The following is a 22,306-nucleotide window of genomic DNA, read 5'->3' on the forward strand; positions in this document are numbered from 1 at the left end:
AGGTGTTCGCCTCCCCGGTCACCCCCCCCCCCCCCCAACAACCCCAACCCCCCCCCCCCCCCCCCCCCCCCCCCCGGGCCCGTCCGTGCGTACCGGGTCCACGCGCACGCGTCCGTGCGCGTTGAAAGTCCACAAGCTCGCGGACATATCGCCCAGATCGGCCGAGTTCCTGGACACTCGACGCCTGCGGCCGGGCGCGAGCGGGCGCGTGGACGCAGGCGCGTGCGGGCTCCAAGCGAGCGGGCGGGAGCGGCCCGCGCGGCCGGGCTCAGCCCCAGCGGCCGAGCCGCTGCGCGAGCAGCGCCAGCGCGACCGGTCCCGCGGTCGACGTGCGGAGCACGTGCGGCCCGAGCCGCACGGTGACCGCGCCCGCCTCGACCAGCAGGTCCACCTCGCGCGCGGAGATGCCGCCCTCGGGCCCGACCACGACGAGCACGTCGGCCTCGACGCCGGCGGCGGGCAGCGCGGCCTCGGCCAGGGGCACGGTCGCCTCCTCGTGCAGCACCAGCACCGACCCGCCGGCGGCGACCACCTCGCGCGCCCGCCGGGCGAGCGCGCCGGAGTCGAGCGCGACGTCGACCGACGGCACGTGCGCGCGCCGGGCCTGCTTGGCCGCGGTGCGCACGGTGCCGAGCCAGCGCGCGCGGCTCTTGGCCGCCCGGTCGCCGCGCCACACCACGATGGACCGCTCGGCCTGCCACGGGACGACCGCGTCGGCGCCGACCTCGGTCGCGGCCTCGATGGCCATCTCGTCCCGGTCGCCCTTGGCCAGGGCCTGCACCAGCACCAGCCGCGGGGCCGGCACCGGCTCGACGACGACCTCGCGGACCCGCAGGTGCACGCCCTCGGGCCCGACGGACGCGATCTCCCCGACCAGCCGGGTGCCCGCGCAGTCGACCACGTCGACCCGCTCCCCCGGCGCGCGCCGCTGCACGACGCCGGCGTGCCGGCCCTCGGTGCCGTCCAGCACGTAGGACCCGCCGGCCGCGAGCGCGCCGAGGGAACCCGGCTCGGCCAGGAAGACCGGTGCGGTCACGTCAGCGCCCGGAGAGCTTGTCGCGCAGCTTGGCGAACACGCCGCCGCCCGACGCCGACAGCCGCGCGTCGGGACGCTCCTCGCCGCGCAGCACGGCGAGCCGGCGCAGCAGGTCCGTCTGCTCGTCGTCCAGCGAGGTGGGGACCTGGACGTCGACGTGCACGTGCAGGTCGCCGCGGCCGCCGGCGTGCAGGTGGCCGACGCCGAGCCCGCGCAGCGTGACGACCTGGGCCGGCTGCGTGCCGGGGCGCAGGTCGACCTCCTGCGGGCCGTCCAGGGTGTCGAGGGTCAGCACGGTGCCCAGCGCGGCGGCGGTCATCGGGACCGGCAGCGTGCAGTGCAGGTCGTCGCCCTCGCGGATGAACGTGTCGTGCCGGCGCTCGCGCACCTCGAGGTAGATGTCGCCCGCCGGGCCGCCGGCGGGGCCGACCTCGCCCTGCGCGGTGAGCTTGATCCGGGTGCCGGTGTCGACGCCCGCGGGGACGTCGACCTCGAGCGTGCGGCGCGAGCGGACGCGACCCTCGCCGGCGCACTCGGTGCAGGGCTCGGGGATGACGGTGCCGAAGCCGTGGCACGCGGCGCACGGCTGCGAGGTCATGACCTGGCCGAGGAACGACCGGGCCACGCGCTGGACCGTGCCGCGGCCGCCGCAGACGTCGCAGGTGCGCGGCGACGTGCCGGGGCGGCAGCAGGAGCCGTCGCAGGTCGGGCAGACGACGGCGGTCTCGACGGGCACCTCGCGGTGCGTGCCGAAGGTCGCCTCGGCCAGGTCGATGTCCAGGCGGACCAGGGCGTCCTGGCCGCGGCGTGCGCGCGGGATGGGGCCGCGCTGCGCGCCCGCGCCCCCGGCGGCGCCGAAGAACGTCTCGAAGATGTCCTGGAAGCCGAACGCGCCGGCGCCGCCGCCCATGCCGCCCCCGGGGGACGACGGGTCGGCGCCCATGTCGTACATGCGGCGCTTCTCGGGGTTGGACAGCACCTCGTACGCGCGGGAGACGTCCTTGAACCGGTCCTCCGACCCCGCCTCCGCCCCGGCGACGTCCGGGTGCAGCTCGCGCGCGAGCCGGCGGTACGCCTTCTTGATCTGCTCGGGCGTGGCGTCACGGTCGACGCCGAGGACCTCGTAGTAGTCGCTCACTCGTCACTTCCTGTGCGGGTCGGTCGCGCGCGCGTGCGCGGGTCGGTGGTGCCTGCTGAACGTGCACGGGCGCCGTTCGGTGCCCACGGGCCGTTCACCCGGCGAGGATGCGGGACAGGTAGCGGGCGACGGCGCGCACCGTCGCGATGGTCCCGGGGTAGTCCATGCGCAGGGGTCCGACGGAGCCGATCCGGGCGACCGCGGTGCCACCGCCGTCGTCGGGCCCGCCGTACCCGGTGGTCACGAAGCTGGTCTCGAGCAGCCCCTCGTGCTGGGTCTCGCGGCCGATCCGGACGGAGACCGCGGCCTCGTCCTCGGCCATCTCGCCGAGCAGGCGCAGCAGGACGACCTGCTCCTCGAGCGCCTCGAGCACCGGGCTGATGGTGTGCGCGAAGTCGGTCCCGCCGCCGCGCACGAGGTTCGCGGTGCCGGCCAGCACGACGCGCTCCTCGCTCTCGCGGGCCAGCGTGTCCTCCACGACCCCGACCACGGCCCGCACCAGCGGCGCGTCGGCGGGCAGGAAGTCGTCGGCGAGGTCGGCGAGCACGGTCTCGAGCTCGGCGAGGCGGCGGCCCGCGGCGGCGACGTTCAGCCGGGCGCGCAGGCGGTGCACGACGGTCACGTCGAGGGTGTCCGCGAGCTCGAGGGTGCGCTGCTCGACGCGGCCGTGGTCGGTGATGATGACGACCAGCAGGTGCCGCTCGCCGACCGGGACCAGCTCGACGTGCCGCAGCGCGGTGCGGCGCAGCGACGGGTACTGCACGACGGCGACCTGGTGCGTCAGCTGCGCGAGCAGCCGCACCGAGCGGTCGACGACGTCGTCCAGGTCGGCCGCGTCCTCCATGAAGGCCTCGATGGCGCGCCGCTCGGGCGCGGACAGCGGCTTGACGGTCGCGAGCCGGTCGACGAACAGCCGGTAGCCCTTGTCGGTCGGCACCCGGCCGGCGGAGGTGTGCGGCTGCACGATGTAGCCGGACTCCTCCAGCGCCGCCATGTCGTTGCGGATCGTCGCGGGCGACACCCCGAGGGAGTGCCGCTCCACCAGCGCGCGGGAGCCGACCGGCTCACGGGTCGCGACGTAGTCCTCCACGATCGCTCGCAGCACGTCCAGCCTGCGGTCCTCGCTCATCGCCACCTCCCCGACGCCAGCCGCTGCTGGCACTCGCTCCGACCGAGTGCCAATTCTACGCGTCCGCGGGAGCGTTCGCGGCGTCGCGGCGCCGGCCGACCAGGTCCACGACGCCGATCACCAGCGCGACGGACACCAGGACGACCGTGATGAGCAGGGCGCGGCCGGCCGCGGCACCGCCCTCCAGGCCGGACGTCAGCGCCGCGTAGTAGGTGGACAGCGCCACCGCGACGCCCAGCGCGGAGCCGACGCGCTGGCCGACCTGCAGCATGCTGCCGGCGACGCCCGCGCGGTCCAGGGGCACCTTGGCGAGGGTCAGCGTCTGGTTCGGCGCGATCACCAGGCCGCTGCCGGCGCCCGCGACCATCTGCGTCGCCGCCACCACGAACCCGACCGCCGGCGGGTCCACCAGGCGGATGGCGAGATCCGTGCCGATCAGGCCGACGACCACGAACGCCAGGCCCACCACGACGACGGCGCGGCCGTGGCTGCCGACCAGGCGCCCCGACTGCTGCGCGGCCACGGCCGACGCGATGGCGAACGGCATGCCGACCAGCCCGGCCTGCAGCGGGGTGAAGCCGGCGATCTGCTGCAGGTACAGCGTGGTGACCAGGAACACGGCGGTGAACCCCGCGAAGTACGCCATGCCGAGCAGCGCGCCGTTGCGGAAGGACGGCTCGCCGAGCACCCGCGGGTCCAGCACGGCGGCGCCCGTACGGCGCTGGTACCGGCGCTCCCACAGCACGGTCGCGACCGCGAGCACCGCGGCGACGGCCAGCCACCACCAGCGGGCCGGGTCGTCGCCGCCCTCCCCCGTCGTCGTGACGAACGGCACCATCACGGCGGCGGTCGCGAGCGCGATCAGCACCAGGCCCGGCACGTCGAGCCGCGGCCGGCCGCCCGGCCCGGCGATCCCGCGGGGCGCCCCGACCGCCCCGCGCGGCAGGAACCGCACGGCCAGCGGCAGCACCACGGCGATCACCGGGACGTTGACGAAGAACACCCACCGCCAGCCGTGCTCGGCACCGGCCAGCTGGATGATGATCCCGCCGAGCAGCGGGCCGATCGCCGTGGAGACCCCGATGGTCGCGCCGAAGTAGCCGAACGCCTTGCCGCGCTCGTACCCGGTGAACAGCTGCTGGATGGTGCCGACCACCTGCGGGTTCAGCAGCCCCGCGCTCACGCCCTGCAGCAGCCGCATCGCGGCCAGCACCTCGTCGGAGGGGGCCAGCCCGGCGCCCAGGCTGGTCAGCGCGAACCCGGACAGGCCGACCAGGAACAGGCCGCGCCGGCCGCGCGCGTCGCCGAGTCGGCCGGCGGGGACCAGCACCAGGCCGAACGCCAGCGTGTAGCCGGCGACGATCAGCTGCAGCTGGCTCGCTCCGGCGTCCAGGCTCCGCTCGATGGACGGCAGCGCGACGTTCACGATCGACACGTCGAGCATCGTGATGAACCCGATGGCGAGGCAGACGCCGAGCGCCCGCCAGCGGTGCGGGTCGGGCTCGGGGGCGGTGGACCGGTCGGTCGCCGGACGGGGTGCGGGGCTGGACGTCACCGTCGTGTCGTACCACGGCGGCGCGGGGTCGGCACCTAGGCTGCCGCGCGTGACCGACCGTTACGGACCCGACGTCCTCGCCGCCGCCTCCCCCCGCACGCACCGCCGCCCGACCTCGCAGCCGGTCGCGGCCGAGCGCGGCCTGGTGGTCGAGGAGGTCACCACCGGCTGGGTCGGCGCCGTGGTCCGCGTCGAGAAGTCCGGCGGCGAGCACGTCGTCGTCCTCGAGGACCGGCACGGCAAGACGCGCACGTTCCGGCTCGGCCCCGGGTTCTGGGTGGACGGCAAGCCGGTCGAGCTGACCGCCCCGAAGGCCGCCCCGGCGGCGACCGGCCCGAAGCGCACCGCGTCCGGCTCGCTCGCCGCGGCCGACCAGCGCGCCCGGGTCGCCATCGGCAGCCGGATCTGGGTCGAGGGCAAGCACGACGCCGAGCTGGTGGAGAAGGTCTGGGGCGACGACCTGCGCGCCGAGGGCGTCGTGGTGGAGCTGCTGGACGGCGTCGACAACCTGGTCGACGCGCTGCGCGACTTCCGGCCGGGCCCGGGCAAGCGGGTCGGCGTGCTGGTCGACCACCTGGTGCCCGGGTCCAAGGAGCAGCGCATCGCCGACGAGGCGGTGCGCGCCGTGCCCGCCGGCACGCTGCTGGTGCTCGGCCACCCCTACGTCGACGTATGGCAGGCCGTGCGGCCGGCGCGCGTGGGGCTGACCGCGTGGCCGACGATCGAGCGCGGCACCGAGTGGAAGCGCGGCATCCTGCGCGAGCTCGGCTGGCCCGCCGACGACCAGGCGGACGTCGCCCGCGCCTGGCAGCGGATCCTGCGCAGCGTGCGCAGCTACGCCGACCTGGAGCCGTCGCTGCTCGGCCGGGTCGAGGAGCTCATCGACTTCGTCACCGCGCCCTGAGGGGATGACGCCCGGCCTACGCCCGGCCGGGCGCCCGCCGTGACCCGACCGCCCGCCCCCGCCGCTGCCCGGCGGGCGTCGGGACCATCGGCCTATGGCGTTGTGGCCCCGGCAGCCGCCAGCCTGTTGCCCCGGGGGGCCAGATCACCGGCCTAGGGAGCCACATCCATGCGGGCACAGACTCGTCTTCTGGTCAGCGTCTCGGCGACGGTCGCCCTGTTCTTTCCTGCACAAGTGACAGCCGGCGCAGAAGAACCACCGCCCGTCGAGGCCGCAGCCGCCACCGTGACCTCCGAGACCGGCGAGGAAGGCGTACGCGTCGACACCCACGTCACCAGCGCGAACGTTTCGGTACTCCGCTCTGGGTCAGGCACCCAGTGCTCCGAAGCGGATGGCATCGGAACGCAGGTGTGCATGACGGTGGGCGCGGACGCACCCCCGGTGGGGCCGATCCCGTCCGGTCGTGCCATCCAGCAGTTCCCAGCGTGGTGCCTGGCCTCCGAGCGGAACGTCATGCACCAGACCCGAACCGAGGCATGCGGCATCTACGACGCCTACCTCAGCATCACCCGGACCTCCGGCAACGTCACCACCGAAGTCGGTGCTATGGCGCTCAGCGTCTACCGCTACACATACACCTCGACGAACATGACGGACTGGGCCACGCAGATCCAGCTCTCACCCAACACGATCCGGGGAGAGGCAGCGGGCACGAGATTCTCCGGTGTGGCGACGTGCACGGGAGGCTGCACCACGGAGACGTCCTCCTTCCCGATCCAGATCCCGCGACTGCACGAGAACGCCAACGGCGAGGCTCATTTCTCGTCGCCCGTGCTGCCTGGGGGTATCAGCCAAGCCGTTCCCTCGTGGAGCGTGGTCATCGACAGTCCGACCGCGCAGAACGTCGTGAACGGCTACTGGGGCGGTGCTCCGACGGTGCGGTGCGACCAAGCGCTGCGGGGCTCTATGACGTCCGGGTGCGTGATCCCAGAAACCGCAGTCGAGCTCGTCTACTCGTACGGCCAGTGGCCGACCTTCGGATACCACCTGCTCAACGCCGAGTTCAGCGGGCTGCCGGGGTCCTGGTACTCCGGTCGGCCGTTGCACCGTCTGACGGACGACGCGTTGATCCAGCGCAACCGCGACACCGCTTGTCCCCACAACGCCGCCTTCGAGCGGCCTGACGGTCTGACCTGCGACGAGTACCCGTTCGCCTCGTCCTGGGAGGGGGCATTCACCGGCATCCCACTACGTCGCGCGTGCCGACCTCCGAGGGATCGAGATCCGCCACGCACGGGCCCACCGGCACCGATCAGATGCCGTCGGCGGCCTCGTCAGCGGACTTCGCGTGGCTCCGGTGCGCGTGCTAACGGGCGTGGCGATGGGGCCGGTCCACGTCACCGTGGAACCGCTCCAGGTGCCCCGCGGCATCGAGCCGGGATGGCAGGACGTCGTCGAGGTGAGCCTCGAGGCCGGGCGCGAACCTGTCGTGGTGGCGGGGCCGTTCGAGGGCGACCCGCCGCCGGAACTGCGTCTCGACAGCGTCGGCCCCGGTTGGTACCGCTTCCGTGTCCACGCGTGTGACCGGGACGCGGAGTTCGACGGTGTCGCCACTCGGCCACGGGAGCGCTATCTGCTGCAGTCCTGGCCAGCCGGGCCTACGGAGCCCGTGGCTCTCGCCACCGGGTCGCGGTTCGCGACATCGTGGGCCCGCACCCAGCAGTGGGAGCCTCCCACGCCTCCCGCCGTCGTCCTCCAGCCGGTGGACGACGCGCATCGCCGGTGGCTTCTGGAGGAGAGCTCTCGCCGTCACCGCGAGCGTCACGGCCCGCCGGTCGGGCAGACGTGACAGCGGCGCACGCGCCTGCAGAGGGCCATCCGAGCAACAGCGAGGCAGGCTGCGCGAGGTGAGCGAGCGGACGCGGACGGCGCCGCACCCGAAGGATGCGGCGCCGTCGGTCTGCCCGTGCCGGTGCGTCACGGCGCGACGGGCTCGTCCTGCAGCCGGCGGTACAGGTACGTCGTCGCGAGCAGGCCGAGGGGGAACGACACCAGCTGGCCGACGCCGCACAACGCGCTGCCGATCAGGTTGGCGGCGTACACGGCGAGGAACAGCACCACGACCGTGCCGAGGTTCCGGTTCACCAGCGTGAAGCTGGCCTTGAGGGCGTCGACCGGCGACATCCGCTTGTCGATGACGTAGAAGAGCGTGAACTGGGCGTAGAACGCGAACACGATGCCCGGGATCACGAACAGCAGGTAGCCGACCGCCGTGCCGGCGCCGACCAGCAGCGCCGCGACGACGATCTTTCCGAAGTCGTCGAACTTGAAGAACGTGCTCACCTGCGCCAGCCGGCCGTTCGCGACCTCGAGCGTGGCGCGGATGACCCCCGCCTGCATGAACGCCGCCATCAGCATGATCACCGCGAGCACCAGCAGGTACCCGAAGAACAGGCCGACGCCGGCTCCGGTGCGCAGCTCGCCGGTGTCCGGGTCGACCCCGACGGCGACGCTCCCGACGGTGATCGAGAACAGCACGATCGACACGACCACGATCACGGCGCCGTACGCGAGCACCCCGAGCAGGAACGGGCCGACGTTCTGGGTGAACTTGGCCCAGCCCCAGGTGAACGCCTCGCCGACGCCGGCTGCGGGGGCACCGGCGTACCCGGCGGGCGGCTGACCGTAGGGCTGCTGGCCGTACGGCTGCTGGCTGTAGGGCTGCTGCGGCGCCCCGTACGGCTGCTGGGCGCCGTAGGGCGGCTGCGCGCCGTACGGCGGCTGCGCCCCGTAGGGCGGCTGCTGCGCGTACGGCTCCTGCTGACCGGAGAGCGGCTGGGGCCCGCCGGGGCCGTACCCGGGCGTCGTGGGCGGCGGGTACCCGCCCCCCGGCTGGTCGGGAGCCGCCGGCTGCGGGTCCGCGGGCCCGGGCGCACCGGGCTGGGACGGGGGCGGCGTCGACGGGTCGTCGTCGCGTGCCGGGTCGGGGCCGGGGTTCTCGGTCATGGCGTCCTCCTGGTGCGGACGACCGTCGCCCGTCGGGTCAGCGAACCCAAGGCGACGGCAGCGTGTCAAGAAGCGTTCGCCCTGGAAGACGGGACAAAACGGTCGACACGCCCGCTACGCTTCGCTCGCCGTAGCCGATCAGCATCCGACGAGGAGTCCCATGTCCTACGCCCCCCAGCCGCCCGCAGCCACCCAGCCGCCGCTGCGTCCCGACGAGGAGCGCACCTGGTCCCTGCTGAGCCACCTCGGCGGCATCATCTTCGGCTTCCTGCCGTCGCTGGTCGTCTGGCTGGTCTTCAAGGGCCGCGGCCCGTTCCTGGAGGACCAGGCCAAGGAGGCGCTGAACTTCCAGATCACCGTCACCATCGCGTACATCGCGTCGGCGATCCTGTTCTTCCTCGAATTCCTGCCGTTCCTGGTGTGGGGCGTCAACGCGGTGTTCTGCATCCTCGCCGCCGTGGCCGTCAGCAAGGGCCAGTGGCACCGCTACCCCGTCACCCTGCGCCTGGTGAAGTGACCGCGCAGCGCTGACCAGCACTGACCAGCACTGACCAGCACTGACGACGCGAGGGCGCCGATCCCCCACGGGGTCGGGGCCCTCCGTCGTCCCGCGCGGCGCCCTCCAGGTCGTCACACGTCGGCGAGGTCGTCATCCGTCCATGACGACCTCGCCCGTTCCTGACGACCTCGCGCCCGGGACGAGCCCGGCGTGACCCGGCGCGGCCGCGGTCAGTCCGCGAGCGTGCGGACCACGGCGTCGGCCAGCAGCCGGCCACGGCGCGTCAGGCGCACCCGCTGCCCCGGCACGTCCCCGCGGCCGAGCGCCGCGCGGCCGTCGACCAGCCCGTCCGCCACCAGTCCGGCGACCCGGGTGCGCGCGGGCAGGCTGAGCGCGTCGACCGGCAGCCCCTCGTCCAGGCGGACACCGAGCATCACGCGCTCGAGCCGGGCCGCCTCGTCCTCGACGGTCTCGCGGCCGGCCGCCGGGCTCTCCCCCGCCGCGAGCCTCGCCGCGTAGGTGCGCGGGTGCTTGACGTTCCACCACCGCACGCCGCCGACGTGGCTGTGCGCGCCGGGTCCGACGCCCCACCAGTCGTCGTTGCGCCAGTAGGCCAGGTTGTGCCGGCACGCGTCGGCGGGCGTGCGGGCCCAGTTGCTCACCTCGTACCAGTGCAGGCCGGCCGCGGTCAGCAGGTCGTCGGCGAGCTCGTACTTGGCGGCCTGGTCGTCCTCGTCGGGCAGCGCGAGCAGCCCGCGCTTCACCTGGACCGCCATCTTGGTGCCCTGCTCGACGACCAGCGCGTACGCGGACACGTGGTCGACCCCGGTCGCCAGCGCCGTCTCCAGCGAGAGCCGCCAGTCGTCCAGGGTCTCGCCCGGGGTGCCGTAGATCAGGTCGAGCGACACCGCGAGCCCGGCGTCCCGCGCCCACCGGACGACGTCGGGGATCCGGCGCGGGTCGTGGGTGCGCTCCAGCGTCGCGAGCACGTGCGGGACGGCGGACTGCATGCCGAACGACACCCGGGTGAACCCGCCGCGACGCAGCTCGGCCAGCGACTCGGGCGTGACGGAGTCCGGGTTGGCCTCGGTGGTCACCTCGGCGTCGTCCGCGAGGCCCCAGGCCGCGCGCACGCCGTCGAGCATCCGGACGAGGTCGGACGCCGGCAGCACCGTGGGCGTGCCGCCGCCGACGAAGACCGTCGACGCGGGTCGCGCCGGCAGCCCGGCCGCGCGCGTCACGCGCGCGCCGAGGGCGATCTCCGCCAGCGCCGTGTCCGCGTACGACGCCTGCGAGGCGCCGCCGCCGAGCTCGGTCGCGGTGTACGTGTTGAAGTCGCAGTACCCGCAGCGCACCGTGCAGAACGGCACGTGCAGGTACACGCCGAACCCGCGACCGTCGGCGCCGTCGAGCACCGAGGCCGGGAGGGCGCCGTCCGCCGGGGCGGCGTCGCCGTCCGGGAGGGCGGGGCTCACTTCTTCTTCGCGTCCTTGGCGTCCTTGGGCGCCGCGGCGTCGGAGGACAGCGCGGCGATGAAGGCCTCCTGCGGCACGTCGACCCGGCCGATGGTCTTCATGCGCTTCTTGCCCTCCTTCTGCTTCTCCAGCAGCTTCCGCTTGCGGGTGATGTCACCGCCGTAGCACTTGGCGAGGACGTCCTTGCGGATGGCGCGGATGGTCTCGCGGGCGATGACGCGCGAGCCGACGGCGGCCTGGATCGGCACCTCGAACTGCTGGCGCGGGATCAGGTCCTTGAGCTTGGACGCCATCATGACGCCGTACGCGTAGGCCTTGTCCTTGTGCACGATCGAGCTGAACGCGTCGACCTGCTCGCCCTGCAGCAGGATGTCGACCTTGACCAGGTCCGCGACCTGGTCGCCGACGGGCTCGTAGTCCAGGCTCGCGTAGCCGCGGGTGCGGGACTTCAGCTGGTCGAAGAAGTCGAACACGATCTCCGCGAGCGGCAGCGTGTAGCGCATCTCGACGCGGTCCTCGGACAGGTAGTCCATGCCGAGCAGGTCGCCGCGCTTGCCCTGGCAGAGCTCCATGATCGCGCCGATGAACTCGCTCGGCGCCAGGATCGTCGACTTCACGACCGGCTCGCGGACCTCGCGGATCTTGCCGCCCGGGAACTCGCTCGGGTTGGTGACGGTGACGACCTGGCGGTCCTCCAGCGTCACCTCGTACACCACGTTGGGCGCGGTCGAGATGAGGTCCAGGTTGAACTCGCGCTCCAGCCGCTCCCGGATGATCTCCAGGTGCAGCAGGCCGAGGAACCCGACGCGGAACCCGAAGCCCAGCGCGACCGAGGTCTCGGGCTCGTAGTTCAGCGCGGCGTCGTTGAGCTTGAGCTTGTCGAGCGCGTCGCGCAGCACCGGGTAGTCCGAGCCGTCGATCGGGTACAGACCCGAGAACACCATCGGCTTGGGGTCGGAGTACCCGCCGATCGCCTGGCTCGCCGGCTTGCTCGCGTTGGTGACGGTGTCGCCGACCTTGGACTGGCGCACGTCCTTCACGCCGGTGATCAGGTAGCCGACCTCGCCGACGCCGAGCCCCTTGGTGACGACGGGCTCCGGCGAGATGACGCCGATCTCCAGCAGCTCGTGCGTGGCCTTGGTCGACATCATCGCGATCCGCTCGCGCGGGTTGAGGTTGCCGTCCTTGACCCGGACGTACGTGACGACACCGCGGTAGGTGTCGTAGACCGAGTCGAAGATCATCGCGCGGGCGGGTGCGTCCGGGTCGCCGACCGGGGCCGGGACCAGCTGCACGATCCGGTCCAGCAGCGCCTCGACGCCCTCGCCGGTCTTGCCCGACACGCGCAGGCAGTCCTCGGGGTCGCCGCCGATCAGCCCGGCGAGCTCCTCGGCGTACTTCTCCGGCTGCGCCGCCGGCAGGTCGATCTTGTTCAGCACCGGGATGATCTGGAGGTCGTTCTCCATCGCCAGGTACAGGTTGGCCAGCGTCTGCGCCTCGATGCCCTGCGCCGCGTCGACCAGCAGCACCGCGCCCTCGCACGCCGCCAGCGACCGCGAGACCTCGTACGTGAAGTCGACGTGCCCCGGGGTGTCGATCATGTTGAGCGCGTAGGGCGTGTCACCCAGCGCCCACGGCATGCGCACGGCCTGCGACTTGATGGTGATCCCGCGCTCGCGCTCGATGTCCATCCGGTCGAGGTACTGCGCGCGCATGGCCCGCGAGTCGACCACGCCGGTGAGCTGGAGCATCCGGTCGGCGAGCGTCGACTTGCCGTGGTCGATGTGCGCGATGATGCAGAAGTTGCGGAGCAGCTCCGGCGCCGTCGCCGCGGGGGCGATGCGCTGGGACTGGGCGGCACTGGGGATCGGGGACACGAGCTCCCTCGGTTTCGCAGGGTCGGGACTGCCCCTATGGTCCCATGCCCGCGCGACGCCCGTCCCCCGCCGCTCCCGCGTGCGGGCGGCGCAGCCCGAGGTCGAGGGTTCGTCGCGCGACAGACCTCGGAAACCCTCGACCTCGTCGCAACCCCTCGACCTCGCGGCTGCGGGCAGGGACGCGACGAGGCCCGCCCCCGGGTGGGGACGGGCCTCGTGGCACTCGTGGTGGAGGTGGCGGGAATCGAACCCGCGTCCGATGACGTGGGACCAGGACTTCTCCGGGCGCAGTCTGCTGCGATTTTCTCGGCCCCCACCATCACGCAGACAAGTGGTGGACAGGCTCAGTCATCTCAAAGTCCCCGCAGCCCCGATGACGAAGGCTACGAGCAGTGGCTCCCTAGATGACGCCAGGAACTGAGTCGGAAGCTAGCTCAGGCTGACGGACTTCGAGGCTCGCTCAGGCGGCGAGGGCGAAGTCGGTGCGCTTGTTATCGGCACCTATGGGTTTACACGGATCGTTAGCGAGATAACCGTGTGTCCTCGGCCCGCTTCTCCTGGTTCGACAATCACCGTCGAAACCGATCACCCCCATGTGGAGTTGTCAATCGTCCCGCCCGCCGCCCGGTCTCCCGGCCGCCGCACGCGACGCGTCCAGCATACGGGTCCAACGCACCCCCGCGCACGATCATTCCCCTGGCCCGCCGCGGACCCGGGGGCCCAGACTGCCGGGATGCTCCTGCGCCCCGTGACCTCGGACGACGTCGCCCTGCTCACCGGCCTGGTCGCGGCGGCGGTGAACTGGACCGGTGAGCAGCGCGTGCGCCCGGAGGACGTCGCCGCCGACCCGCACCTGGCCCGCTACGTGCTCGACTGGGGCCGCCCCGGCGACCTCGGGGTGGTGGCGACGGACGACGACGGCGGCCCGCTCGGCGCGGCGTGGGTCCGGCTGCTGCCCGCCGACGCGCCGGGCTGGGGCTTCGTCGCCCCCGACGTCCCCGAGCTGTCGGTCGCGGTGCTGGAGCCGGCGCGCGGCCGGGGCGTCGGGTCCGCGGTGCTCGACGCGTGCCTCGCCGCCGTGCGCGCGGCCGGGCACCGCGCGGTCAGCCTGTCCGTCGAGGACGGCAACGACCGGGCGCGCGGCTCCTACGAGCGCCGCGGGTTCCGCGCGGTCGGGCGGGTCGGCGGGTCGGACACGCTGCTGCTCGACCTGCGGGCACGAGGAGGTCGCGGCACGATACCGGCCTGAGCCACCGCGGCGGGCCGGCACCGGCGCCCGCCGCGGCAGGGAGGACGGGGCACACCGATGGACGCGCACACGAGCAGCGACCTGGCGCGGGACCGGCACGAGACGGTCACCGAGCGGATGGACCGGAACTGGAACGAGCTGCTGCAGGAGCTGCGCGTCGCCCAGACGGGCGTGCAGATCCTGACCGGGTTCCTGCTGACCGTGCCGTTCCAGCAGCGGTTCGCCGACCTCGACGCCTACCAGCGGGGCGTCTACCTGGTGCTGGTGGTGCTGGCGGTGGCGGCCACCGGCTTCATCGTGGCGCCGGTGTCGCTGCACCGGATCCTGTTCCGCCGGGGGCTCAAGCGGGAGCTGGTCGACTCCGCCGACCGGCTCGCGCAGACGGGGCTCGCGATGCTGGCCCTGGTCCTCGCGGGCTCGGCGCTGCTGCTGTTCGACGTCGTCGTCGACCGGGCCGCCGGCGTCATCGCGGGCGTCAGCGTGCTGGTCGGGCTGACGGTGGTCTGGGTGCTCGTCCCGGTCCGCCTGTCCCGGCGGGCGGGCCGCGACACCGGCAGCGACTCCGACTGACCGCTCAGGGCGCGAGCAGCCGGGCGAGCACCCGCGCTGCGGCCTCGGGCGAGGTGTCGGGCGAGCCGGTGAGCATCCCCTCGAGGGTCGCGATGTTGAGCACGCTGATCACGACCAGCGCGTCGTCCCGGTCGTCCTGGGTCGGTCGCCCGTCGGGCCGGGGCCGGCCCTGGCCCGTGCGGATCCGGGCCACCTGCGCGGCCACGGCCTCGAACATGGCGCGGTGCAGCGCCGCCAGCTCGTCGCCGGCCTCGGGGTTGCGCAACCCGTAGGTCAGGAACTCCAGGGACAGCAGCACCCGGGGGTCCTCCAGGGTGCCGGCGAGCCACGCGGTGACCTCGTCGACGTCGACGCCGTCGTCCGAGATCCCGGGCAGCGCGATCTCGGGGTCCGCCAGCGCGATCCCGAGCCGCTCGCGGGCCAGCGCGAGCATGACCTCGCTCTTGGACCGGAAGTGCGCGTACAGCGCGCCCTTGGTGTAGCCGGCCTCGGCGGCGATGTCCCCCACCGACGCGCCCTCGTAGCCCTGCGCGGCGATGACCCGCGCGGCGGCGTCGAGCAGGTCGGACCGCGTGCGGTCCACGCGCTCCCGGCGGCGCTCCTCGGCGCGCGCGGAACCGGCCCGCCGGGCGACGTTCTCCGAGGCGTCGGTCAGGCCCCGGGCGGCCTCGCGGAGGCTGGTCGCGATCGCCTCGCCGACCTCCGGGACGACCTGGTTCCCGAGCATGCGGGTGAGCGCGGCCGTCGCGTCGGCGAGGGCGCGGGTGGCGGCGCCGATCGACTCGTGGTCCTGGGGCTCGGAACGCGACATGCCCCGATCGTAGCGGACGGCATACCGGTCGGTATCTGCGCGGCCGGGGGAGAGGGGGGGTGGGTACGGCGAGGGAGACGAGGGGGGTCGAGGGGGAGGGGGGGGGGGGGGGGGTGTGTTTTGCGCCCCCCCCCCCCCCCCCCCCCCCCCCCCCCCCCGGCAGCGCCAATGGAGGCGTCACCGCCCGACATACCCTCTGGTATCCGCTGACGTGCACTGCTACGTTCCAGCATGTACCGATCGGTATCTGAACGAGGAGGAACGCGATGGGCTCGGACGACGTGCTCACCGTCCGCGGGCTGCGCAAGCGCTACCGCGGGCGCACGGGCGTGCAGGCGAACGACGGCATCGACCTGGACGTGGCCGCCGGCCAGGTGGTCGGGCTGCTCGGCCACAACGGCGCCGGCAAGACCACGCTGGTCAACCAGGTGGTCGGCCTCGTGCTCCCCGACGCGGGCAGCATCCGGCTGGACGGGATCGACGCGATCGCCCAGCCGCACCTGGCTCGCGAGCGCACGTCGATCCAGGCGCAGGCGAACGTGCCGATCACGGGGCTCACCCCCCGCCGGGCGATCGAGCTGGTCGGCCGGATCCGCGGCGGCGACCGCCCGGCGGTGCAGGCGCGCACGGCCGAGCTGATCGCGGCGCTGGACCTGTCCCCCTGGGCGGACATCCCGGCGGAGAAGGTGTCCGGCGGGATCGCCCGGCTGACCGCGTTCGCGATGACCGTGGTCCGGCCGGGGCGGCTGGTCGTGCTGGACGAGCCGACCAACGACGTGGACCCGGTCCGGCGCCGGCTGCTCTGGGAGCAGATCCGCGCGCTCGCCGACCGGGGGCACGCGGTCCTGCTCGTCACGCACAACGTGCGCGAGGCGGAGCGGGTCGTCGACCGGCTCGCCATCCTGGACGGCGGCGTCGTGCTCGCGCACGGCACGCCCGCCGAGCTGACCGCGTCCCGGCGCGGCACCCTCACCGTGGAGGTCGACGTCGCACCGGGCGCGCCGGTCGACTGGCACCCGGCGGTGACGCCGACCACCGACGCGCGCGGGCGCCGCACCGGGAGCGTCCCGTCGGCCGACGCGGCCGAGGTCGTCCGGTGGGCGGAGGCCGAGGTGCGCGCGGGGGCGCTCGAGCGGTACGCGCTGACCCCCGCGTCCCTGGAGGACGCCTACGTGGAGCTGGTCGGCCACCCCCGCGCGGCCGACGACGACGCCGTCGGGGCGGGGGTGGCCGCGTGACCGCCGTCCAGCAGACCCTGCTGCTCACCCAGTGGCAGTTCCGCCGCCAGTCGACGATGCTCCCGCTGCTGGTCCTGGTGCAGGTGTTCATGTCGGTGGCCACGGTGATCGGCTACGGGCTCCTGGTCGGCGACACCGACCCGGCCACCGGCCTGTTCCTCGCCACCGGGGCGCCGACCATCACGCTGATCATCGTCGGCCTCGTGATGGCGCCGCAGATGGTGGCGCAGTCCCGCACGGAGGGCAGCATGGACTGGATGCGGACGCTGCCCGTGCCGCGGCCGCTGTTCCTGGTCAGCGACCTCCTGGTCTGGACGCTGATCGCCCTGCCGGGCATGGTGCTCGGCCTGGTCGCGGGCGCGCTGCGGTTCGACGTGCAGCTGTCGGTCACCCCGTGGTTCGTCCCGGCCGCGCTCCTGGTCTCGCTGACCTCGGCGGCCGTCGGGTACGGCATGGCCTCCGTGCTCAAGCCCACGCTCGCCATGCTGATGACCCAGGTGCTCGTCTTCGTCACCATGCTGTTCTCCCCCGTCAGCTACCCCGCTGACCGGATGCCGCAGTGGCTGCAGACCGCGCACGAGTGGCTGCCCATCGCCCCGATGGCCCAGCTGATCCGGTCCGGGCTCGCGAGCGACACGTTCACGATGCCGGGCCGGTCGCTCGTGGTGCTGCTGGTGTGGTGCGCCGTGGCGGTCGCCGGCGCCACGTGGGCGCTGCGCCGCCGGGTCTGAGCCGGCGACGCAGGCCGCGCCCCGGTGCCGGGGCCGTGCCTAGGATCGCGGGCATGCCCTTCCTCGCGACCACCGCCCGGCAGGCGGAGCACGGCCCCGGCGGCACGCTCGACGACGAGCCCGCCCCGGACGGCACCACCACGCTGTACCTGGTCCGGCACGGGCGCACCGAGTACAACACCGCGCACTTGCTGCAGGGCTGGTGCGACTCCCCGCTGACCGAGGAGGGCCTGGCCGGGGTCCGGGCCACCGCGCGGGTCCTCGCGGACCGCAGGTTCGACGCGGCGTACGCCAGCCCGTCGGGCCGCACCGTCGCCACCGCCCAGGAGCTGCTCGCGCCGCACGACGGGGTCGGGCTGACCACGGACGACGGGCTGCGCGAGATGCACTTCGGCGACCTGGAGGCCCGGCCCGAGGCGGAGCTGCTCGCGCTCGGCGACCCGGCGGACCTGTTCGGCGGCATCCTCACGGGTGAGTACGAGGGCTTCCCCGGTGCGGAGCGCACGCCCGACTACCTGGCGCGCGTCGCGGACGCCTTCGGCCGGATCGAGGCCGCGCACGCCGGCGGCGGGGACGTGCTGGTCGTCAGCCACGGCGTGACGCTGCTGGCGTACCTCTCGATGGCCGGCACCGTGCCGATGGAGCCGCTCGCGAACGCGAGCATCTCGACCGTGCGGATCGGGCCGGACGGCGACCGGACCGTGCGGACGTTCGGGTTCGACCCCGCCGCGCAGGGCGCGCCCGGGCTGCCGGTGCCGGACACGGCCGCGCCGGTGCGGTCGCCGCAGGAGCCGGACGCGGGCTGAGCCCGGCACTCCCCCTGGCCGCGCGCGCCCCCGACCAGCAGGATGGGCGGATGGACCTGCCCGTGATGCCGCCCGTGTCGCCCATGCTGGCCAAGGCCGTCCCCGAGATCCCCGACCTCGGGCACACCGAGCCGAAGTGGGACGGGTTCCGCACCATCGTGTTCCGCGACGGCGACGAGGTGGTGCTGGGCAGCCGGAACGAGAAGCCGATGACCCGGTACTTCCCCGAGCTGGTCGAGTCGATCAAGGCGCACACCCCGGAGCGGTGCGTGCTGGACGGCGAGATCGTCGTGGTCGCCGGCGACCGCCTGGACTTCGACGCGCTGCAGCAGCGGATCCACCCGGCCGAGAGCCGCGTCCGGCTGCTCGCCGGGCAGACGCCGGCGTCGTTCGTGGCGTTCGACGCGCTGGCGCTCGGGGACGACGACCTCATGCGCACGCCGCTGCGCGACCGGCGCGCGCGCCTGCTGGACGCGCTGGGCGACGCCGCGGGGCCGATCCACGTCACCCCGGCCACCGGCGACCTGGAGCTGGCGCGGCAGTGGTTCACGCAGTTCGAGGGCGCGGGGCTCGACGGGGTCGTCGCCAAGCCGCTGGACGGCGTCTACCAGCCGGACAAGCGCGCGATGTTCAAGGTCAAGCACACCCGCACCGCCGACTGCGTGGTCGCCGGGTTCCGCTGGCACAAGACCGGTGGCGTCGTCGGCTCCCTGCTGCTCGGCCTGTGGACCGACGACGGGCGGCTGCAGCACGTCGGCGTCGCGGCCTCGTTCCCGATGGCGCGCCGCAAGACCCTCGTCGACGAGCTGGCGCCGCTGCGGGCCGAGGACCTGTCGCAGCACCCGTGGGGCGACTGGGCGGACCAGTCGGCGCACGGCGACAAGCGGATGCCCGGCGCGGTCAGCCGGTGGAACGCGTCCAAGGACCTGTCGTTCGTCCCCCTGCGGCCGGAGCTGGTCGTCGAGGTCGGGTACGACCACATGGAGGGCGACCGGTTCCGGCACACCGCCCAGTTCAAGCGGTGGCGTCCGGACCGCGACCCGGCGACGTGCACCTACGCCCAGCTGGAGGAGCCGGTGGGCTTCCGGCTCTCGGAGATCCTGGCACCGCGGACCTGACCGCCCGCCCGCCGCGGGCGCCCCGCCCGCCGCGGGCGCCCCGCTCGCCGCGCGCTCGGCGGGACCCGCTCGTAGTGTCGATCGGGTACCTCGACCGTCCCGCGGAAGGACCCCCATGAGCGCCTCCGTCCCCTCGCGCACGCCCGGCAAGCCGCACGACGTGGTGGTGATCGGCTCCGGCTTCGGCGGGCTGTTCGCCACGAAGGCCCTCGCCGACGCGCCCGTCCGGGTCACCGTCATCGACGGCACCGCGACGCACCTGTTCCAGCCGCTGCTCTACCAGGTGGCGACGGGCGTGCTGTCCGTGGGCGAGATCTCCCCCGCCACGCGCGACGTGCTGCGGAGCCAGCGCAACGCCCGGGTGCTGCTGGGCGTCGTCACGTCGATCGACCTGGAGCGGCGCGAGGTCGTGTCGTCGTCTCCGATCGGCGAGACCCGCACGCCCTACGACAGCCTGATCGTCGCGGCCGGCTCCGGGCAGTCGTACTTCGGCAACGACCAGTTCGCCGACTTCGCCCCGGGCCTGAAGAGCATCGACGACGCCCTGGAGATCCGGGGCCGTGTGTTCGGGTCGTTCGAGGTCGCCGAGCTGACCACGGACCCCGAGGAGCGCGCGCGGCTCACGACGTTCGTCGTCGTCGGCGCCGGACCCACCGGGGTCGAGATGGCGGGCCAGCTCGCCGAGCTGGCGCACCGGTCGCTGCGCGGGTCGTTCCGCAGCCTCGACACGACGAAGGCCCGCATCCTGCTGGTCGACCCCGTCCCGACGGTGCTGCCGGGCAACCCCGAGAAGCTGCAGGCCGCGGCCGCCCGGACGCTCGAGGGCCTCGGCGTCGAGCTGCTGATGGGGCACAAGGTGGTCGACGTCGACGCGGAGTCCGTCACGGTGGAGGACGGGGACGGCCGCCGCACCACGATCCCGGCGCAGACCAAGGTCTGGGCCGCCGGCGTGCAGGCGTCGCCGCTCGGCCGGCAGCTCGGGGAGCAGACCGGCGCCGAGGTGGACCGCGCGGGCCGCGTCACGGTGGAGCCGAACGGCTCGCTGCCCGGGCACCCCGAGGTGTTCGTCGTCGGCGACATGGCGTCCCGCAAGGGCGTCCCCGGCGTCGCGCCCGCCGCGATGCAGACCGGGCGGTACGCCGCGCAGGAGATCGTCCGCCAGGTGCAGGGCGAGCCGAGCGCCGGACCGTTCCGGTACAAGGACAAGGGCAGCCTGGCGACCGTGTCCCGGTTCCAGGCGGTCGCCAAGATCGGCCCGGTGCAGACCGCGGGGTTCTTCGCCTGGCTGCTCTGGCTCGGGGTGCACCTGGTGTACCTGGTCGGGTTCAAGAACCGGATCACGACGCTGCTGCACTGGGCGGTGAGCTTCATCGGCCGCGGCCGCTCGGAGCGCACGGCGACCTGGCAGCAGGTGGTCGGCCGCGGCGCGCTGCGCAGCCGCGGTGTGGACAAGCCCACGGTGCCTACGCGCTCGGTGCTCGGCGACTGAGCCGCGCGCCCCGGACGGGTGCGCGCCCGCCGCCGGGTCAGCCGGCGGGCGGGGGCGCGGTCACCCGGAACCGGTCCAGCTCCGCCAGCAGCAGCGGCAGCAGCGCGGGGTCGGTGAGCGAGCGGAAGTGCCCGGGCGTCGCCAGGCGGACGAACCGCGCCCCGGGCAGCTCGCTGCCGTCCGGGATGTGCGGGTCGAAGCAGGTGGCCACGGACACGATCCGCCCGTGCTCGGCGCGCTGGGCCGCGAGCGCCGTGAGCACCTCGTCGTCGGGCAGGAACGCCCGCACCGAGCGCACCGGGAGCCACCGCGCGTACGGCGAGCCCGAGAAGGGCGTGTTCACCGCGACCATGCCCAGCACCCGGTCGCCCACGTCGGCCCGGCCCATGACGGACTTGCCGATCAGCCCGCCCTTGGAGTGCGCGACGATCACCGCGTCCCGCAGGCCAGCCTCGCGCAGGTAGGTGGCGGCGAGCTCGGCCATGTCCGGGACGCTGCCGCGGTTCAGGCCGAACGGCGCCACCACGTGCACCGGGTGCCCGTGGGCGTGCAGCGCGCGCGCCAGCGGCTCGAGGAACCGCCAGGTCTCCCAGACCCCGGGCAGCAGCAGGACCGGCGGGCGCCGTGCCGGGTCGGGTCGGGTGTAGCTGTCCGGCGTGGTCCGGGACAGCAGGCCCCGCACCTGGCGCTCCGCGGCGTAGAGGTAGTCGGCGGCCCACCAGACCGCGCGGCGCAGCCGCGTCCCGGCCGTCACGCGTGCTCCCCCACGCCGTCCCGCACCCAGCGGGCCACCAGCGGCGCGTGCGTGGCCATCGCCACGTGCCCGGCGCGCGGGACCTCGCGGACGGCACCGCGCGGGGCCAGCGCGGCCAGCCGACGGTTCCACGGGCGGGACGACACCGGGTCGCGCTCGCCGCGGACCAGGAGCGCCGGCCCGGGCAGGCGCGCCACGGCCGCCTCGGTGTCGTAGGCGAACATGTGCGGCAGGACCGCGGAGTACCAGACGGGGCCGGTGCGGACGTAGTCGCTGGCGACCACCGCGTTGACGCCGAGCGGCTCGTGCAGGCCGTCCTTCGCGAGCCGCAGGCCCTGGTGCAGCACGCCCGGCGCGTCGCGGTCGACGACGGTGCCGATCAGCAGCACCCGCTCCACGACGTCGGGCGCCCGCAGCATCGCCTCCGCCACGACCTGCGCGCCCATCGAGTGCCCCACCAGCACGGCACGGTCCAGGCCGCGGTGCCGCAGCACGGCGAGCACCACGTCGGCCAGGTCCTCGACGGCCGGCACCCGGCGCGGGCGGGCGCTGCGACCGAAGCCCGGCAGGTCCGGGACGAGCACCCGGTGGTCCCGGGCGAGCTCGCCGGTCAGCGCGCGGAAGTACCGCTCCGAGGTCCCGATGCCGTGCACCAGCACCACGACCGGGGCGTCGGCGGGCCCCACGTCCGTGACCACGACACCGGCGTCCGGGTCGAGCCCCCGCGGCCGGCCGCCGCCGATCGTGCGGGCGAGCCACCGCCCGGGCGCGGCGCGCCCGCCGCCGGACGCCGGACCGCCGCGGGCGGGGACCTGCTCGGGCGGCGTCACGGGCGTCAGGGTCATCGGCTCTCCTGGGGAGCGGGCGGGAGGTCGGGTGAAACCGGGACGAACCGGAAGCACGGTTCAAGATGCGAACCGT

The 22,306-nt window shown here is 74.2% G+C and carries 20 protein-coding genes and 1 other RNA gene; 10 read left to right on the forward strand and 11 right to left on the reverse strand.

Annotated features, from left to right (window positions below; all coding sequences use genetic code 11):
• Nucleotides 1-268 precede the first annotated feature (268 nt).
• From AC1050_RS05320 to AC1050_RS05335, 4 genes are all read right to left on the reverse strand, one after another.
• Nucleotides 269-1,036, reverse strand: coding sequence for a 16S rRNA (uracil(1498)-N(3))-methyltransferase (locus AC1050_RS05320; RefSeq protein ID WP_482386320.1), 768 nt, complete (start codon nt 1,034-1,036; stop codon nt 269-271).
• Nucleotide 1,037: 1 nt separating this feature from the next.
• Nucleotides 1,038-2,174, reverse strand: coding sequence for a molecular chaperone DnaJ (gene dnaJ, locus AC1050_RS05325; RefSeq protein WP_482386321.1), 1,137 nt, complete (start codon nt 2,172-2,174; stop codon nt 1,038-1,040).
• A 94-nt stretch (nt 2,175-2,268) separates the two neighbouring features.
• On the reverse strand, nt 2,269-3,303 hold the full coding sequence (gene hrcA, locus AC1050_RS05330) for a heat-inducible transcriptional repressor HrcA (RefSeq protein ID WP_482386322.1): 1,035 nt from the start codon (nt 3,301-3,303) through the stop codon (nt 2,269-2,271).
• A 55-nt stretch (nt 3,304-3,358) separates the two neighbouring features.
• A complete protein-coding gene (locus AC1050_RS05335; protein ID WP_482386323.1) occupies nt 3,359-4,858 on the reverse strand; it encodes an MFS transporter in 1,500 nt (499 codons plus the stop codon).
• A 49-nt stretch (nt 4,859-4,907) separates the two neighbouring features.
• Here AC1050_RS05335 and AC1050_RS05340 point away from each other — a divergent pair, with 49 nt between their 5' ends.
• On the forward strand, nt 4,908-5,762 hold the full coding sequence (locus tag AC1050_RS05340) for a DUF3097 domain-containing protein (protein WP_482386324.1): 855 nt from the start codon (nt 4,908-4,910) through the stop codon (nt 5,760-5,762).
• A gap of 1,348 nt (nt 5,763-7,110) precedes the next feature.
• Complete coding sequence (locus AC1050_RS05345; RefSeq protein ID WP_482386325.1) at nt 7,111-7,611, forward strand: hypothetical protein; 501 nt, start codon at nt 7,111-7,113, stop codon at nt 7,609-7,611.
• A 128-nt stretch (nt 7,612-7,739) separates the two neighbouring features.
• Here AC1050_RS05345 and AC1050_RS05350 read toward each other — a convergent pair whose 3' ends face one another.
• Nucleotides 7,740-8,768, reverse strand: coding sequence for a DUF2189 domain-containing protein (locus AC1050_RS05350; RefSeq protein ID WP_482386326.1), 1,029 nt, complete (start codon nt 8,766-8,768; stop codon nt 7,740-7,742).
• A 160-nt stretch (nt 8,769-8,928) separates the two neighbouring features.
• Between AC1050_RS05350 and AC1050_RS05355 the strand changes: the two genes are divergently transcribed.
• Nucleotides 8,929-9,285 (forward strand): DUF4870 domain-containing protein, encoded by a 357-nt coding sequence (locus AC1050_RS05355; protein ID WP_482386327.1) that lies wholly within the window; start codon nt 8,929-8,931, stop codon nt 9,283-9,285.
• 212 nt (nt 9,286-9,497) lie between these two features.
• Here AC1050_RS05355 and hemW read toward each other — a convergent pair whose 3' ends face one another.
• The 3 genes from hemW to ssrA all read right to left on the reverse strand — a co-directional run bounded on the left by hemW (nt 9,498) and on the right by ssrA (nt 13,212).
• The gene (gene hemW / locus AC1050_RS05360; protein WP_482386328.1) at nt 9,498-10,742 is read right to left on the reverse strand and encodes a radical SAM family heme chaperone HemW; all 1,245 of its coding nucleotides are present in this window, start codon (nt 10,740-10,742) and stop codon (nt 9,498-9,500) included.
• A complete protein-coding gene (lepA, locus tag AC1050_RS05365; RefSeq protein ID WP_482386329.1) occupies nt 10,739-12,619 on the reverse strand; it encodes a translation elongation factor 4 in 1,881 nt (626 codons plus the stop codon). The genes hemW and lepA overlap by 4 nt, the downstream gene beginning before the upstream one ends.
• Before the next feature lie 226 nt (nt 12,620-12,845).
• Nucleotides 12,846-13,212: a transfer-messenger RNA gene (ssrA, locus tag AC1050_RS05370) on the reverse strand.
• A 140-nt stretch (nt 13,213-13,352) separates the two neighbouring features.
• Here ssrA and AC1050_RS05375 point away from each other — a divergent pair.
• Nucleotides 13,353-13,868, forward strand: coding sequence for a GNAT family N-acetyltransferase (locus tag AC1050_RS05375; protein ID WP_482386330.1), 516 nt, complete (start codon nt 13,353-13,355; stop codon nt 13,866-13,868).
• Nucleotides 13,869-13,925: 57 nt separating this feature from the next.
• Nucleotides 13,926-14,438 (forward strand): DUF6328 family protein, encoded by a 513-nt coding sequence (locus tag AC1050_RS05380; RefSeq protein ID WP_482386331.1) that lies wholly within the window; start codon nt 13,926-13,928, stop codon nt 14,436-14,438.
• Between the two features lie 4 nt (nt 14,439-14,442).
• On the opposite strand, the gene AC1050_RS05385 is transcribed toward AC1050_RS05380, so the two are convergent.
• Nucleotides 14,443-15,249: a TetR/AcrR family transcriptional regulator gene (locus AC1050_RS05385; RefSeq protein WP_482386332.1), complete on the reverse strand. Its 807-nt coding sequence runs from the start codon at nt 15,247-15,249 to the stop codon at nt 14,443-14,445.
• A gap of 266 nt (nt 15,250-15,515) precedes the next feature.
• Here AC1050_RS05385 and AC1050_RS05390 point away from each other — a divergent pair, with 266 nt between their 5' ends.
• From AC1050_RS05390 to AC1050_RS05410, 5 genes are all read left to right on the forward strand, one after another.
• Nucleotides 15,516-16,487: an ABC transporter ATP-binding protein gene (locus AC1050_RS05390; protein WP_482386333.1), complete on the forward strand. Its 972-nt coding sequence runs from the start codon at nt 15,516-15,518 to the stop codon at nt 16,485-16,487.
• Entirely contained in the window at nt 16,484-17,218 is a 735-nt protein-coding gene (locus AC1050_RS05395; protein WP_482386334.1) for an ABC transporter permease, read from the forward strand. The genes AC1050_RS05390 and AC1050_RS05395 overlap by 4 nt, the downstream gene beginning before the upstream one ends.
• A 53-nt stretch (nt 17,219-17,271) precedes the next feature.
• The gene (locus AC1050_RS05400) at nt 17,272-18,024 is read left to right on the forward strand and encodes a histidine phosphatase family protein (protein ID WP_482386335.1); all 753 of its coding nucleotides are present in this window, start codon (nt 17,272-17,274) and stop codon (nt 18,022-18,024) included.
• A gap of 50 nt (nt 18,025-18,074) precedes the next feature.
• Nucleotides 18,075-19,142, forward strand: a complete 1,068-nt coding sequence (locus AC1050_RS05405; RefSeq protein WP_482386336.1) for an ATP-dependent DNA ligase — start codon at nt 18,075-18,077, stop codon at nt 19,140-19,142.
• A gap of 115 nt (nt 19,143-19,257) precedes the next feature.
• A complete protein-coding gene (locus AC1050_RS05410; RefSeq protein ID WP_482386337.1) occupies nt 19,258-20,631 on the forward strand; it encodes an NAD(P)/FAD-dependent oxidoreductase in 1,374 nt (457 codons plus the stop codon).
• A gap of 37 nt (nt 20,632-20,668) precedes the next feature.
• Here AC1050_RS05410 and AC1050_RS05415 read toward each other — a convergent pair whose 3' ends face one another.
• Together AC1050_RS05415 and AC1050_RS05420 are read right to left on the reverse strand one after the other, a co-directional pair.
• Nucleotides 20,669-21,385: an esterase/lipase family protein gene (locus AC1050_RS05415; RefSeq protein WP_482386338.1), complete on the reverse strand. Its 717-nt coding sequence runs from the start codon at nt 21,383-21,385 to the stop codon at nt 20,669-20,671.
• Nucleotides 21,382-22,230 carry an alpha/beta fold hydrolase gene (locus tag AC1050_RS05420; protein ID WP_482386339.1) on the reverse strand — a complete coding sequence of 283 codons (849 nt, stop codon included), beginning with the start codon at nt 22,228-22,230 and terminating at the stop codon, nt 21,382-21,384. The genes AC1050_RS05415 and AC1050_RS05420 overlap by 4 nt, the downstream gene beginning before the upstream one ends.
• Nucleotides 22,231-22,306 lie beyond the last annotated feature (76 nt).

It is taken from the genome of Cellulomonas sp. NEAU-ZC6, from assembly GCF_056844425.1.

Coding starts and splice junctions, on each gene's coding strand:
- AC1050_RS05375 (WP_482386330.1), top strand. CDS start 13,353: ATGCTCCTGCGCCCCGTGACCTCGGACGACGTCGCCCTGCTCACCGGC.
- AC1050_RS05400 (WP_482386335.1), top strand. CDS start 17,272: ATGCCCTTCCTCGCGACCACCGCCCGGCAGGCGGAGCACGGCCCCGGC.
- AC1050_RS05390 (WP_482386333.1), top strand. CDS start 15,516: ATGGGCTCGGACGACGTGCTCACCGTCCGCGGGCTGCGCAAGCGCTAC.
- hrcA (WP_482386322.1), bottom strand. CDS start 3,303: ATGAGCGAGGACCGCAGGCTGGACGTGCTGCGAGCGATCGTGGAGGAC.
- AC1050_RS05380 (WP_482386331.1), top strand. CDS start 13,926: ATGGACGCGCACACGAGCAGCGACCTGGCGCGGGACCGGCACGAGACG.
- AC1050_RS05420 (WP_482386339.1), bottom strand. CDS start 22,230: ATGACCCTGACGCCCGTGACGCCGCCCGAGCAGGTCCCCGCCCGCGGC.
- AC1050_RS05350 (WP_482386326.1), bottom strand. CDS start 8,768: ATGACCGAGAACCCCGGCCCCGACCCGGCACGCGACGACGACCCGTCG.
- AC1050_RS05405 (WP_482386336.1), top strand. CDS start 18,075: ATGGACCTGCCCGTGATGCCGCCCGTGTCGCCCATGCTGGCCAAGGCC.
- AC1050_RS05355 (WP_482386327.1), top strand. CDS start 8,929: ATGTCCTACGCCCCCCAGCCGCCCGCAGCCACCCAGCCGCCGCTGCGT.
- AC1050_RS05385 (WP_482386332.1), bottom strand. CDS start 15,249: ATGTCGCGTTCCGAGCCCCAGGACCACGAGTCGATCGGCGCCGCCACC.
- AC1050_RS05410 (WP_482386337.1), top strand. CDS start 19,258: ATGAGCGCCTCCGTCCCCTCGCGCACGCCCGGCAAGCCGCACGACGTG.